General features: G+C 36.1%; 14 protein-coding genes. 2 read left to right on the top strand and 12 right to left on the bottom strand.

What is annotated here, in order from left to right:
* Positions 1–37: 37 nt before the first annotated feature.
* The 4 genes from AC1Q6O_RS02375 to AC1Q6O_RS02360 form a co-directional block, all read right to left on the bottom strand.
* Positions 38–613 (bottom strand): RloB family protein, encoded by a 576-nt coding sequence (locus AC1Q6O_RS02375; protein WP_089987213.1) that lies wholly within the window; start codon positions 611–613, stop codon positions 38–40.
* Positions 610–1,890, bottom strand: a complete 1,281-nt coding sequence (locus tag AC1Q6O_RS02370; protein ID WP_043989705.1) for an AAA family ATPase — start codon at positions 1,888–1,890, stop codon at positions 610–612. Before AC1Q6O_RS02370 ends, AC1Q6O_RS02375 begins: the two co-directional genes overlap by 4 nt.
* A 101-nt stretch (positions 1,891–1,991) precedes the next feature.
* Positions 1,992–2,918: an NAD-dependent epimerase/dehydratase family protein gene (locus AC1Q6O_RS02365; RefSeq protein ID WP_008174188.1), complete on the bottom strand. Its 927-nt coding sequence runs from the start codon at positions 2,916–2,918 to the stop codon at positions 1,992–1,994.
* A gap of 188 nt (positions 2,919–3,106) precedes the next feature.
* Positions 3,107–3,634, bottom strand: a complete 528-nt coding sequence (locus AC1Q6O_RS02360) for a YceI family protein (protein WP_008174190.1) — start codon at positions 3,632–3,634, stop codon at positions 3,107–3,109.
* 393 nt (positions 3,635–4,027) lie between these two features.
* Here AC1Q6O_RS02360 and AC1Q6O_RS02355 point away from each other — a divergent pair, with 393 nt between their 5' ends.
* The gene (locus tag AC1Q6O_RS02355) at positions 4,028–4,465 is read left to right on the top strand and encodes a VOC family protein (protein WP_008174192.1); all 438 of its coding nucleotides are present in this window, start codon (positions 4,028–4,030) and stop codon (positions 4,463–4,465) included.
* A 140-nt stretch (positions 4,466–4,605) separates the two neighbouring features.
* Here AC1Q6O_RS02355 and srtB read toward each other — a convergent pair whose 3' ends face one another.
* The 8 genes from srtB to AC1Q6O_RS02315 all read right to left on the bottom strand — a co-directional run bounded on the left by srtB (position 4,606) and on the right by AC1Q6O_RS02315 (position 12,354).
* Positions 4,606–5,379 (bottom strand): class B sortase, encoded by a 774-nt coding sequence (srtB, locus tag AC1Q6O_RS02350; RefSeq protein ID WP_237068728.1) that lies wholly within the window; start codon positions 5,377–5,379, stop codon positions 4,606–4,608.
* An 11-nt stretch (positions 5,380–5,390) separates the two neighbouring features.
* Positions 5,391–6,161, bottom strand: coding sequence for an ABC transporter ATP-binding protein (locus tag AC1Q6O_RS02345; protein ID WP_090003290.1), 771 nt, complete (start codon positions 6,159–6,161; stop codon positions 5,391–5,393).
* A gap of 5 nt (positions 6,162–6,166) precedes the next feature.
* Positions 6,167–7,132: a FecCD family ABC transporter permease gene (locus AC1Q6O_RS02340; protein ID WP_089987217.1), complete on the bottom strand. Its 966-nt coding sequence runs from the start codon at positions 7,130–7,132 to the stop codon at positions 6,167–6,169.
* A gap of 94 nt (positions 7,133–7,226) precedes the next feature.
* Positions 7,227–8,132: a heme ABC transporter substrate-binding protein IsdE gene (isdE, locus tag AC1Q6O_RS02335; RefSeq protein WP_090003291.1), complete on the bottom strand. Its 906-nt coding sequence runs from the start codon at positions 8,130–8,132 to the stop codon at positions 7,227–7,229.
* A 15-nt stretch (positions 8,133–8,147) separates the two neighbouring features.
* On the bottom strand, positions 8,148–9,425 hold the full coding sequence (locus AC1Q6O_RS02330) for an NEAT domain-containing protein (protein WP_342550801.1): 1,278 nt from the start codon (positions 9,423–9,425) through the stop codon (positions 8,148–8,150).
* An 83-nt stretch (positions 9,426–9,508) separates the two neighbouring features.
* Positions 9,509–10,933 (bottom strand): NEAT domain-containing protein, encoded by a 1,425-nt coding sequence (locus tag AC1Q6O_RS02325; protein ID WP_089987219.1) that lies wholly within the window; start codon positions 10,931–10,933, stop codon positions 9,509–9,511.
* 1 nt (position 10,934) lies between these two features.
* On the bottom strand, positions 10,935–11,552 hold the full coding sequence (gene isdC, locus AC1Q6O_RS02320; protein WP_237068730.1) for a heme uptake protein IsdC: 618 nt from the start codon (positions 11,550–11,552) through the stop codon (positions 10,935–10,937).
* 229 nt (positions 11,553–11,781) lie between these two features.
* A complete protein-coding gene (locus AC1Q6O_RS02315) occupies positions 11,782–12,354 on the bottom strand; it encodes a manganese efflux pump (RefSeq protein WP_036147235.1) in 573 nt (190 codons plus the stop codon).
* A gap of 242 nt (positions 12,355–12,596) precedes the next feature.
* On the opposite strand from AC1Q6O_RS02315, the gene AC1Q6O_RS02310 reads away from it, so the two are divergent.
* Positions 12,597–13,469 carry a glycine betaine ABC transporter substrate-binding protein gene (locus AC1Q6O_RS02310; protein WP_239354215.1) on the top strand — a complete coding sequence of 291 codons (873 nt, stop codon included), beginning with the start codon at positions 12,597–12,599 and terminating at the stop codon, positions 13,467–13,469.
* Positions 13,470–14,011: the final 542 nt, after the last annotated feature.

Genomic DNA, 14,011 nt, shown 5'->3' with positions numbered 1-14,011 from the left:
AGTAGGTTCCCTATATAACATAAAGAACCTACCAATCTTAAAATATGTATCGTATCATTTCATGTATGTTACAGTAGGGGTTGTCACGGCTCTCCGTACTACGAAGAGCCATCATGTCCGTACAATTTTTAATCGCTACCTCATGTCGTAATGCAATAGGGGCAATAAGAGACTCGTCAGCCTTATGACGGAAATATCGACTCACGCCAAGATGTTGTTCCATTTTGTCATTTAAGACAGCTCGTGGATATTTTTCCGAGCTATCCACTTCTTCAAAATGCAAAAGTAACCACAATTCAAAAGCTTCATTTGAATAAGCAATATGAATCCCTTTTTCCTCACAAAATTGATTTACTTCCTCCAATTGCTTTTCAGTTAAATCATCCTTATCAAAAACAATCCAGACCTCGTCAAAATATTGATAACTTGAATCCCGATATGCATGTTGAGCAAGCTTAATTGCAGAACGTTTAACGTTTTTTATTTTCACACTCACCATTTTAGAGCGCTTCAAAATACGTAGCTGCTCAAAATAAATACGTTCCGTTTCACCTTCACAATAAATTAAAATAGTTTTCCGCAGTGTTCGGTTTCCTTGTTGTCGTACTCTCACTGCTCAGATACCTCCGCTTCATCTAAATATTGTTCAGATAAATATTCATTAATAACGGGAGTTGCGCCAAATTCTCCTTTTAAATAACGTTTTGCATATGAAAGGTCGCCACGCTTTTTTTGCAGGTCTGCAAAATCAAATAAAGAATAAAGCTCAGATTCATTTTTAAAGGTTTTATTAACAAACCAAATTTGATCGGACCGCAATGGCTGATCCAATAATTCTATTTCATGACTCGTCACGACAAATTGATTACTCGTATTGCGTTTACTATTCATGATTGCCATTAGAAATTCACAAATTGACACATGAAAAGCTGTATCAAATTCATCAATAAAAATAGTTTTTCCTTTATTATAAGCATCTACCATCACACAAGCTAAATGCAACATGCGCACAGTACCTTTAGAATCCATCGTCCAATTGATCGTCTCTGTCCCGATGGGGGCACCTGCTTCATCGAATGATAAATAATGCAGATCGATATCAACTTCTTGAATGATCTCAGGGGTGTCAAATTCGTAGCCAATGGTATTTTTTTCTCTGCGTTCCACACGTCTTGCTGTGACATCTTGAATCGAAAAATCGGCAATTTTAAGAAGTTTGATGACCTCTTTTTTAAAAGGCTCTTCTTCAAGTTTACGAATAAGGGGATGACTTGATAACCGATTCGCTTCATCGAGAAACAGGATTTTATGTAAAAACCAATCGAATACCTTTAACGCATCTGAATCATTAAAAACATGGAGCACTGATAAAAAGGCTGTATTATTACGTGTATATTTTGTTAATTCCTGTGCCGTCGAATGAGCTGTGTCATACGAATAGTCCACACCATCCCAACGTCGGACAAAAAGTTCTTCCTTCAAATTATTTGTTGTCTTGTGAAGGCGCTCATATAAAACTAAGGAAGCATTATACTGAATTTCATAATCATACAAAGCTCCGTCCAAAAATAGGGAAATCATAAATTCTGTTGGTTTGCCCTGCTGACTTCCTAGCTTAAATGGTTGATAAGGTAGACGTAATTGTTTAATATTGTTTAAATTTTCAAAGTTAAAAAGTAAGGACCGCAAAACCTTAATTGCGGTAAATAGATTAGATTTACCACTTCCATTTGGCCCAAAAATAAATGCACTTTTCACTACACGCAGTGAATCATCCAATTGCATGGTATGGGTATCCTTCCATTTTCGCAGACGACTTCCCGCTACCATTGAAAATAATGTATCCTCTTTATAGCTTAGACAATTGTTTACTCTAAAATCTACAAGCATATGTAAGCCTCCGTCCACATCCATTTCTTTAATGAATTATTATACTATAGACATAGAAAAAGACATATTACACAGTGTAATATGCCAAATCCTCTATATCGTTAAATTTCCGCTAATTTATCAACTTGTAAAGCATTCAGCGTACGTTCAATTCCCTCTGCAAAAGAAATTTTGGGTCTCCAACCAATTGCATTAGCTAATTTGTCATTATTTAAAAATGAATGTTCAATATCTCCTTCTCGCGCGGGGGCATATTGAATTTCAAGTGGATGATTTAAATGCTGAAGTAGCAAAATAACTTGATGAAGTGACCAGGCTTCATTTGTGGACACATTATAGATACCCTGCAATCGTGCATGGACACCGGCATAGATGGCGTCTGCAATATCATCGACGTAAATAAAGTCACGTGTCTGTTCACCATCACCATAAATCGTAAAGGGTTTTCCCTCCATACTACTTTTTAACATGCTTGGGATGACAGCAGCTTCACCTTGCATTTGTTGTCTTGGACCGAAAACATTGGCGAATCTGTAAATAAGAATAGGTAACCGATAATCCTTTTGCCATTTCTCACAATAGGTTTCTCCAATGCTCTTGTTTAATCCATACATAGATATCGGTTCACAGACATCTGTTTCTTCTAGTGGCGGGTAGTGACTATTTCCATACACAGCAGCTGAGGAGGCAAAAACAAAATGCTTTACCTTATATTTAGATGATAAAAAGAGCATTTGACTTAGCCCAACAATATTCGTCAAAATATCCTTTACTGGCTCCTGTAAGGATTGTTGAACACTTGTTTGCGCTGCACAGTGAATCACCACATCGAAATGTGTTTCTTTAAAAAGGTGCTCACAAACCTCATCTTCCACATTTAAAAGATAAGATTTATGCTCAAAGTCAACATTTCGTAAGTGACCCGTACTTAAATTATCAATAATATAAACCGATGCTCCTTCTTCAAAAAAACGCCTACCTACTGCACTGCCAATAAAACCATAGCCACCTGTCACTAATACATTCATCCTATCGCCCCCAAAAACAATATGATGATTTATATGCAGTATTTGCTAAAAATATGCAAGAAACTTATTTGGTGGGATTTTTTTACAGAATATCATTACTAGAATATATGATAAGCACATGCCTATTTTGGGACATATAAAAAGCATGCTCGAATATTACTTCAAGCATGCAAGGAAAAATCTCTTTATTACGCTGGGTTAATTTCTAACTCAACTGATACTTTAATATCTTTACCTACAAGAACTCCACCAGTTTCTAAGGCAGCATTCCAAGTTAAACCAAAGTCTTCACGATTGATCGTTGTTTCAGCTTCAAAACCATATACTTCTTGCCCCCATGGATTTGTGCCTTTGCCGTTAAACTCCGTATCAAATGTTACTGATTTTGTTACACCTTTAATTGTTAAGTCACCTGTTACTGAATATTCATCGCTAGATTTTTTTGTAATATTTGTTGATTTAAACGTAATTGTTGGATATTGTTCAGCATCAAAGAAATCTTCTGCTTTTAAATGGTTATCACGATCTTCACTACGTGTATTAATGCTTGCTGGATCAATTGTAAAGCTGATGTTAGCAGTAGTTAAGTCTGCAAGATCTGCCGCCTCAATGTCCGCTGTGTATTTGTCAAATACACCTTTCACTTTTGATACCATCATGTGTTTTACTTGAAAGTTAATTGCTGAGTGCCCTAAATCAATATTCCATTTTGCCATTTTAAAATTCCTCCAATAAGTTGATTTTATCTCGATTTCGAGATATATTTTAAAATATGAAGCAACTACAGTAATTATGTTACCCAACATTATTTAGGATAAACATTTGTAGTTACTTATCTTTTTTTACTACTTTAGTTATAAAAAGCAATTGATTACTTTATGTAACCTACTATATATTAATAATCTAATTACGTCAAGTAATTAAATTGTTTTTTTATTTAATGTTCATGTTGAAAACTGAGATATCCTATTCCTCTGAACATGTATACGTTTTTCCATAGCCGAAGTAGCAAAAAAAGCATGACGGTAAAGAGACTTTTACAGATACTTAAAATAGTAGGTTGTTGTATAATTCTGCGAAGAACACTTGATTTCAAGGAGGTATAACATATGAAAATCAATCGAATGGATCATGTGAGTATAAACGTAAATGATCTTTCAGAGGCTAAAGCATTTTTTCTTGAGTTAGGACTTGAAGTAAAAGCAGAATGGGAATTGGAAGGAGAACAATTAAGCCGAATAGTTGGGCTTAATCATGCTAAAACGGCATGTGTAGGTTTGGGGATGCCTGATGGTCAGACATGGATAGAGCTAGTGAAATTTTATTCGCCATCAGATGACAAAGATATTCAGCAACCTCTTGCCAATACGCTAGGAATCCGACATATTTGCTTTAATGTTGAAGATATTGACGGTATTATTGCTAAATTGAAAAAAAGGGGTACAGAAATTTTTAGTGAGATACAGCAATATGAAGATAGTTATAAATTATGTTACGTTCGTGGTCCTGAAGGAATTATTTTAGAGCTGGGAGAGAAAATCAAATAAAAAGAAACTGAAATAATGGAAACGTAGACACCTGCTTATTGAGAGTAGTCATTATGGCTTAAAAAATAAATGGAGAACCTTGACAATAATGGTTCTCCTCCATAAAAGGGTGTCGAACTTTTCGTACTTCCCTACTATTCTTATTCTCCACGTTTTACTAATTTACCCTGCACAACAAAGCGATGATCGTCACTCATCACTGAATCCTTACAAGTAGACAATGTCAGGATTTTATCACTGGGACTTATAGCGACATTCATTTGTATGGATGAGCGCTTCTGAATGTCCTCTAGAAATTGCTGATAAGCTCCGTCACTTGTAAAGTCCGTTTCAATATAATAGAAATCAATAGTTGTCTCATATGCAGCAAATACCTCGATATCATACCCTTCATATAGGGTATCTAAATAAATAATTGGATGGTCATCCGCGTAGTCTTGCTTTAAATAATTTTTTAGACTACCAAACATCGTATTGTTTTTCATAGCATGACCATATAAAATTGTATTTTGATTCATAGAAAGAATATTATTGCGATAATCCATAAAGACACTTCCTGCACGACTTTCCTCGTCTTTAAAATTATGATTTAAATAAAACTCATTATTGTCAGCTTGTAGTACTGGATTATTTAACTTTGTTCCATCCACTGAAATCCATCCCACAATTTGACGGTTCATTGCTAATAAATCTTGGAATTGAGGTCTTATCGTTGAAGGAGCTTGAGTTTCTTCCTCTTGACTTACTGGCTGATCCTCAATAGTGCTTAATGTAGCTTGATATATATCCTGCACTTCCTTCAGTGATTTTGATGTCTCATAGTACGTATATAGATACTTAGCCAGAGAAAATGCAGAAAATAAAAATATCACTAAATATAGAAATGTGACTAACTTTGACGCCTTCTTTTTCATCCTATCACCAATCATATCCCTATTGGCATCATATAATAGCCAAGTTGTTTATCTTCATTAAATACCGCGTCAACTCCATAAACCTCTTTAATAACATCTTTTGTGATCACATCACGTGGAGCACCTTCTGCGAATAGTTGACCATCCTTCATTAAAATAATATGGTCACTATAGCGAATAGCTTGATTAATATCATGAAGCACCATGATAATCGTTAAGCCGTGCTGCTCGTTTAATGTTTTGACTAGCTCTAATAATTCTAATTGATAATAAATATCCAAATACGTTGTCGGCTCGTCCAAGCATAGTATTTCAGATTGTTGTGCCAAAGCCATAGCAATCCAGACACGTTGGCGCTCGCCACCTGATAACGCCTCTAAATTTGTTGTACTCTTTTGTTGTAAATTTGTACAAGCCAATGCCCATTCAATGGCTTTTGCATCTCCTTCATTGTCTTTTTTCAGCAATGTTTGATGGGGAAGACGACCAAAGCCGACTAATTTTTCAATTGTTAAATCTTTCGGTATATCGTTTTGCTGATACACTATCGCTAGTTTTTTAGCGAATTCCTTAGGCTTATAGTTTAGTACGTCTTTATTTTCTAACAGGACATTCCCTGATTTAGGTAAATGAAGACGAGAGATAACACTTAATAAAGTTGATTTCCCACAGCCATTCGGGCCAATAATTGTTGTAATTTTGCCCATTGTAATGGATGTTGAAACGCCATTTAGATGGTTACGTGTATTATCATGCGATACAATGATGTCTTGTATATCCATGTTTGTCACTCTTTTCGTAATAAGAATATGAGGAAGGGTCCACCGATAATTGCCATAATTGTGGACGCTGGAATTTCAAGTGGTGCAACAATTGTACGTCCAATTGTATCTGCTACTAAAATTAATAAAGCTCCTGCCAGTGCTGTAAACGGAATAAGCACAGCATGATCATGACCAACCAATCTGCGAGCAATGTGAGGTACTAATAGTCCCACAAATGAAATAACACCTGCAACAACAACTGAAACGGCTGCTAATAAAACAGCCACGGCTGCAATTAATAACCGTGCTCGCGCAACTTGAAATCCTAAACTTTTAACAGTTTTGTCTTGTAATACGAGTAAATTACACCAACTATATAAAGCAAAAGCCCCTATTAATCCGATTGAACCATATGTCACAATTGTGGAAACATCTTTCCATGTTCGCATTGTTAGATTAGAACCAATCACACTAGATGCGGACATATTTAAGGAGCCACCTAAGCTAATCATAGCCTCGGTTAAGCCTGTAAACATAGCGTTAATCGCTATCCCTACTAAAATCAATTTGAGAGGGCTTAGGCCAGATTTCCAAGATAGTGCAAAGACAAGCATACAGGCTAAGGCTCCGCCCATAAATGCTAAAACGGGTGTCATAAAAAATAATGTGGGGAAAAAGGCAACAATAAATAATTGAACAAATGCTGCACCCGAAGATATTCCGATAATCCCTGCATCTGCCAATGGATTACGCATCACCGATTGTAAAAGCACCCCAGAAACTGAAAGTGCGGCACCTGCAAATAATGCGACGATGATACGTGGGAAGCGTAAATCACGGATCGCCTCCATTTGACTATTTCCTTCATCAAATAATGCCCCTATAAACTCAAAAAAGCCCATTTTAATGCTACCTGTTGTGGCTGAATAAATAACTGTCACAAGTAATAGAAAAATTACAAGTAAAAAACTGACGATTCTTTTTGTCATATCGGACTTCCTTTTTCTTTTTTTATTCCATATAGGATAAGAAAAACGCTCTATGACGAGTAAAATACTGATCATACGAGCGACATTCAAGTTACTATTTACGATAGAAAATTTCCATCAGCTGCCCTAAAGCCTGTGGTACCTGCAAGGAGGATGTCGTCCCGAATAATTCTTCCTCTAAATCATAGACTTTATCGTTTTTCACTGCTTCGAAATGTTTCCAAATATCATTTGTTTTAAATTCTTCATCAAACATTTTCACAACTTCATCGGGCATACCATGTGATAAGCGCAAAATAATATCCGGATTACTATTATGGAGATATTCCGTATTAGAAGATAGATATTCTGCATCCTGTCCTTCCATTACATTGATACCTCCTGCTCGTTTCACAAGATCCCCAGCATATGAATTTTCTGTTGCTACTAAATAACTCCCTGGTATACCTAGTAAAATTAATACGCGAGGACCTTCTTTATTCGCAGCTACACTTTGGACTGCCTCGATATTCTTCTGTAGATCTTTTACTAATGCATCGGCTTGGGATTGACGATTATAGCGTTCTCCTAGCGATGTTATTTCCTTCAGCATGGCATCAACGCTTTGGAAATTAAGAAAATCAACAGGAATATTAAGTTGTTTAAATTTATCCTGTAAATCGTATTCTAAAGTTGAAACGGATAATACTTCTGTCGGATTTAATGACTTAACTATTTCCATATCCGGCTCCATCGCATTACCGATTGTTGGCAGACCATCATAACGCTTTGCTAATTGCTTTTCTGTTTCTGGTACAGCAATTGCGTCAAGCTCCAGCTTATCTAGGATATCTGCTATAACTACCGTCCCCGCAATGATACGTTGCTCATTATCTTCTGTTACCTGTTCTTTATCAGTAACTGTCTCTTTCTTTTCTGCTTGATCACTGCTACTACATGCAGCGAGAATTAGTGATAGTAATGTCAACAACAGTAACTTCAGTTTCCAATCTTTTTTCATTGTGTCATCCCCCACTTATTTCTGCTCAGTCGTCTCATTTTTGTTTTTTCTAATACGCTTAATAAGTAGCCAGCCTGATACGAGACATATAACGATTAGCCCAATAATTTTTACGATGTTTAACGGTTCAATTGGCTGTTCTGCAGTCGTATTTTTCACTACTTTATTGTCCGTAGTCTCCTCCATCGTTTGGCTATCCTCTAATGTTTCATCTAAAGTTTCATCAGTTGGTTCATCAAGTGTACGATCAAATGTTAATTTTTCTTCCCATGGTATAAGCAATGGTGATTGAATAGCTGGTAATGTCTGTGTAGCTTTGCTAGATACACTCTCTCTACTTATTAGTGCTTGTGGCTTTTGTACCTGCTCCTTAACCGTTTCCACTGACTTGTCAGGTACAACTTGCGTAGTAGGTTTTTCGTTGATAGGTTTTTGTAAAAGCAATGCGACCTGTTTTTGATTGAATGCTAGCTGAACATAGTATTGATGATGATATGAAATGTCAGGAATATCGATTTTCACCCACATTCGTAACGGCTGTGTTAAGTCCTCAACCTCAAATTCCACAATGCGTACATTGTCTAAAAGTGAAACTTGCTTCGGTTCAATCTGATTTCCCTTATAATCTACTTGTAGACCTGTCACCCAAGCTGATTGTAAAATGGTCATTTGCGCATAGTATCTACCATCCTTTTCAATCACCTTTGCGGTTGGATTCACATAGTTATTCATAATAGAAGGTTCATTTTTACCATCCGCTAATAATACATAATCCACTGCCCATTCTTGACCCTTTGTTTCTTCTACAACTACGTTTTCAGCATCATCCGTCTTGTTTTCTTCCTGAGGAACGGTCGGTATAAGTCCCGCCATTTCAATTCGTAGCTCTTGAGTGAATGAAAAATAAGTTTCTTCAGCTGCAAGCTCTACATTGCCCTTTATAACAATAGGGTCTTGTAATGTCAAAACATCAAACTGAACTAAATTTTCTATATCTTGAGTCCAAGAAATTTCATTACCAAGCTGTTCGATATGTATATCACGTACAGAATATGGCTGTTCAAGTGCCAAAGCTAATTGATACTGTCCATCCTTTACGGTGAGAGTTGCTTTATGTTTAAAAAGATTTTCTTCAAAGCCCTCAATAGGAGAAAAACTTAGTTCAACTTGATAACTACCATCTATTATGCCAAGGTTTTCAGCTTTTGCTTGCATAAAAATGGATGGAGGAAAAACAAGCAATAAAACTGCCAAAACAGCCAAAATACAAATGTGCTTTTTTATGATTGTCATTGCATAGTCTCCTCCCATTTTAAACACATAGGAACTTCCTCCCCCATAAAATATGAGAAAGGAAGTTGCTGTAAAAATTCTTATTATTTATTCATGTATTGCAAAGAGCCATTTAAAATTTTCGCCATATGTGAACGTTTTAATGGACTATTTGCATCAATAACTGTCTTACCATCAGCAGTTGGAGAGCCAGTCATTACTTTACCTGCATATAGAAGGGCAAAGGCTTTTTTTGCTTCTTCATCTTTCACTTTTGCTCCATCAGCATAGTAAGAAAGACTTGTATCACCAAAGCTCATTTCTTTTCCTGCTACATGTGTTACAGTGCGATAAATCATTACAGCTGCTTGTTGACGAGTAAGTGTATCATTTGGATTGAAGTTTGTAGCTTTTTTAACAATCCCAGCTTCAGCTAATGCATTAATAGCTTGAACAGCTTCCGCACTAAGCTTGCCTGTATCTTTAAATCCAGCATCTTTTGTAGAAGTTACGTTCAATGAACGTGCTACCATTAAAGCAAATTGAGAACGTGTAATGTTGTCATTTGGTCTAAAATTATCTTGTGCCTTCACAATACCTAAGCTGTAAAGTGATAGGATGGCATCTTTATTCGCATCTTTACTAATGTCCTTAAATGGATTAATAACTGGCTTCACTGCACCTTCCACAGCAAAGCTAAATTGTACTGTATGATTCGAATCATACTTCACACCTTGTGCTGGTTCATTTACAACGATGTGTAATTGAGCATTTACCAGTTTCTTCAAATCTGCAACTTCAAATGAATATGTGCGTGAATTTGTTGTATCATCTTGTTTCACTAAAGTTGCTTCCTTACCCTCTACAGTGAAACCTTTTACATATTGACCTTGAGGGAATGTCATTGTTACAACATTTTTACCGTCTTTTACAGTAATCCCTACTTTTGGTGCGATATACTGTTTCATCATCGACTCTTCTGTTGTACCATCTTTGTAAACAGTGACAGCTACTTCATTCACTTTCACTTCTTCTTTTACTTCTTTCACTGCTTTTAAATCAAAGTCATACCATTTATCCATATTTGCGGACGGAACGACTACATGAATTTTTGCTGATTTAACTTCATCAACAACAACAGGGAAACTGTATGTAATTGTACCATCGCTATTTTTTACTTCTTTAGCATCTACAAATGTATCGCCTTGTTTTGTTTGTAGACCTGCAATCATTGGTGCAGATTTAGCTGTAATTGTTAATTGAGCTTCAAATTTACCGTCTTTTTCAACAATTGTTCCTTGTGGTACTAAATGAGAACTAATTGCAGGCTGTGCTTCTGTCGTACCTGTTTTAAAAATTTGGAAATTAATAACTGAATCTGTTTTAGCAGCTTTCGTTGTTTCTGCTTTCACTTCTGTATTTGTTGTTGCTAATTCTGCCGCAGATGCAAAGGAAGGAACTGTAAGAGATGCTGCTAACAATGAAGCTAGTACTATTTTAGTTGCGCGTGATTGACGTTTTTTAGCCATTTTATTGACCCTCCGTTTTTGTTTGTAGTTTTTTTCTATAAAGTAAAAATGCTGACCCCACTAATGCAACTATTAATAGATAAGGTGTTGCATCATCTGTTTGTGGATTGGGCACTTGACTTTCAGTTGTAGTTGCTGAAGAAGTTGGTTGTGATTTACTGGATTCTGTTTTTTGAGTAGAAGCAGATGCTGAGCTTGCAATTGATGTGGCATCAAATACAAGTGATACACTGTATTCATGATGATAATTGATATCATCAATATCAATTTTCATCGCTGTTACTACAGGTTTTGTTAGGTCTTTAACGGTGAATTGTACAGTTCGTGTATCTGCTGCTTGATCTTCACTTACTACAGTTGCTCCACCTGGTGGTTGAAATTTCGTAATCCATGCACTGTTTTTTAATGTAATTTGTACTACTGCAGTGCCATTTTTCACCGTAACTTTCGCAGGTTTTACAAAATAATCATTAGCAATTGATGCGGAATTACTTTCAGGTTTATTGACCTGATATTTTATCGAATGAGTGCCATCAGCTAGTTGAGCAGATGCTTGTGTTAAGCCGAAGTTAACGACAAAAATACTAACAAGCATGATCAACATGAGCATTTTCTTCATGTGTTGCACGCCTCCCTTAGTCATAATAAAACATCCTAATTGATAGATTCACTTCCACGAAAGCACTTTCATGTAAACGAAAATAATTCTCAATTACGATTCTACTCCCAAGAATAATCGTTACTGCCAGTCAATGTCAACCGTTAATCCAAATTCGTCCTCAATATGTCAAATTTTCCTCCTAATAAAAAGAATATCACCAAAATTTGGTGATATTCTCGCTCTTAATTTATTTTGCAAAAATCTCTAAAATACCGATCAACAATAAAAGCCATCCTGAAATGGCTGTTGAATGCCTCCCAATAAACGTTTTGGAGAGCAATGCACCACATTGACTGCCTACCCCCACCGTAACAAATGAGAAGACACCAATGGAAATTACTGTCCATATTGCAGAAATGCCATTAGCACCGATGGCAATACCTCCTGCTAAGCAATTAGCTGACAATACAAATCCGAGTGCCATTGCCTCTCGAGTTGAGATGACTAAATTTTTATCTTCATCAAATAGCTCAGGGTTACCTGCTATGCGTTGATTAGAAAAGTTATTGGACATCAAGGTCCATATACCAATAACACATAATAGTAAACTTCCTAATAAATTGGCAGTATGCGGTGAAATATATTCAACAACAGTGCTGCCAGCTGTTACTGCGACATATGTGACAATCATTGACATGCCAGCGATCACTGCATTCGATAAAATAGGAATTTTAACTTGCTTGACACCATAGGCTAGGCCAATCCCCAAATTATCTAGATTTGCAGCAATTCCTATTAGAATAATAGTAATCCAGTGCATACTAAGCCTCCTCAAAACCCAGTCTCCATTTTCACCTATCATATGTAATCGTGTTAAAAATCTATGGGCATTTTAGAACCCTATTCAGAACCTTTTCCGTAATGAAGCCCCCATTTTATTGCATGCGTTGCATGAATCATCAATTTGACAAAAGTAACAACTTCTATATAAAATTAAGTTGTTACTTGTTAATATTTATTAATTTTCACTAGGATGTAAGTAATTATTGAAAGGGGAATTTGATGAGATATTTAAAAATATGGAAGATAGGATTTGCTTTATCATGCCTACTACTATTAGCTGCATGTGGTTCTGCTGATGCGGGTACAAAAGATAAAAAAGAAATTAACTTGGCGTATGTGGAATGGGATACAGAGGTTGCTTCTACCCATGTTATAGGACAAGTTTTAGAGAATTTGGGATATGATGTGACGCTCACACCATTAGACAATGGCATTATGTGGGAGGCACTTGCGAACGGTGAGGTTGACGGTATGGTATCTGCCTGGTTACCCCAAACACACGCTCCGCAAGTAGAGAAATACAAAGATAAAATTGAGAATTTAGGCGAAAACCTTACTGGTGCTAAAATTGGCTTAGTCGTTCCAAGTTATATGGACGTTAATTCCATTGAAGACTTAACAAATCAAGCCAATAAAACAATTACAGGTATTGAACCAGGAGCTAATATGATGGCCACAACAGAAAATGCCTATAAGGAATATCACAATCTAGAAGGCTGGAATATACTAACCTCTTCTGCCGGTGCCATGACCGCAGCCCTTAGTCAAGCCATTTCAAATAATGAAGAAATCATCATTACAGGTTGGTCACCCCATTGGATCTTTAATGCCTACGATTTAAAATATTTAGAAGACCCAAAAGATTTATATGGTACGGAAGAATATATTGGTACATTTGCCCGTAAAGGATTAAAGGAAGATGCTTCCGAGGCATATGATGTCCTAAATCGTTTCCATTGGACCGCCGAAGATATTGAAAGTGTGATGTTTGATATTATGGAAGGTATGAGTGCCACGGACGCTGCAAAAAAATGGATTAACAATAACCAAGATAAAGTAGCTGAATGGACAAAAGATGTAAAGACACCATAAATGAAAAATATCCATTTACTAGCGATTAGTAAATGGATATTTTTCATTAACCTTCTAACTGGAAGCCTCCTTTTAGAAGTGATCATCTTGAGGCTAGTTTTTAATTTTGCACCATGCATTTTCGCTCAAGTTACTCCGTCACTGTATAACTCAACAAACTGGTCCTAAATCCAATAACTAATAGCCCTCAACAATAAATAGTAAATAGCGAACTTAGGTAAATTGATTGGAACGAAGGCGGCATCTACTCCTATAGTAAAACACAACTAAAAATTATTAGAGTTTGTCTACAACATTGAAATGTTAGACAATTTTTACATCGTTCAAACATTATTGGGATTCATGAAGAAACAATCAACTCAATAATGTTAACTATTTTTCCTCGTTTTTCACCATGTGACACGAATGAATATAAACTTTCTTTTCACTCATATGGGCCTCCACGAATTATTATCTTCATATCAGTGAATTTACTTATATTTCTTAACTTTTTTAACCTCAACATTTATTATTACTAGTAATGATAGAAAATTTTAAAGCAT

The organism is Lysinibacillus sp. GW823-FHT06C08 (genome assembly GCF_058795135.1).
Note: the sequence above shows the minus strand (reverse complement) of the source record. Positions and strands in the feature narration are given on the sequence as shown.

Excerpts from the sequence above, each read along its gene's own strand:
- AC1Q6O_RS02370 (WP_043989705.1), bottom strand. The coding sequence starts at position 1,890 with ATGCTTGTAGATTTTAGAGTAAACAATTGTCTAAGCTATAAAGAGGAT.
- AC1Q6O_RS02365 (WP_008174188.1), bottom strand. The coding sequence starts at position 2,918 with ATGAATGTATTAGTGACAGGTGGCTATGGTTTTATTGGCAGTGCAGTA.
- AC1Q6O_RS02360 (WP_008174190.1), bottom strand. The coding sequence starts at position 3,634 with ATGGCAAAATGGAATATTGATTTAGGGCACTCAGCAATTAACTTTCAA.
- AC1Q6O_RS02355 (WP_008174192.1), top strand. The coding sequence starts at position 4,028 with ATGAAAATCAATCGAATGGATCATGTGAGTATAAACGTAAATGATCTT.
- srtB (WP_237068728.1), bottom strand. The coding sequence starts at position 5,379 with ATGAAAAAGAAGGCGTCAAAGTTAGTCACATTTCTATATTTAGTGATA.
- AC1Q6O_RS02345 (WP_090003290.1), bottom strand. The coding sequence starts at position 6,161 with ATGGATATACAAGACATCATTGTATCGCATGATAATACACGTAACCAT.
- AC1Q6O_RS02340 (WP_089987217.1), bottom strand. The coding sequence starts at position 7,132 with ATGACAAAAAGAATCGTCAGTTTTTTACTTGTAATTTTTCTATTACTT.
- isdE (WP_090003291.1), bottom strand. The coding sequence starts at position 8,132 with ATGAAAAAAGATTGGAAACTGAAGTTACTGTTGTTGACATTACTATCA.
- AC1Q6O_RS02330 (WP_342550801.1), bottom strand. The coding sequence starts at position 9,425 with ATGACAATCATAAAAAAGCACATTTGTATTTTGGCTGTTTTGGCAGTT.
- AC1Q6O_RS02325 (WP_089987219.1), bottom strand. The coding sequence starts at position 10,933 with ATGGCTAAAAAACGTCAATCACGCGCAACTAAAATAGTACTAGCTTCA.
- isdC (WP_237068730.1), bottom strand. The coding sequence starts at position 11,552 with ATGAAGAAAATGCTCATGTTGATCATGCTTGTTAGTATTTTTGTCGTT.
- AC1Q6O_RS02315 (WP_036147235.1), bottom strand. The coding sequence starts at position 12,354 with ATGCACTGGATTACTATTATTCTAATAGGAATTGCTGCAAATCTAGAT.
- AC1Q6O_RS02310 (WP_239354215.1), top strand. The coding sequence starts at position 12,597 with ATGAGATATTTAAAAATATGGAAGATAGGATTTGCTTTATCATGCCTA.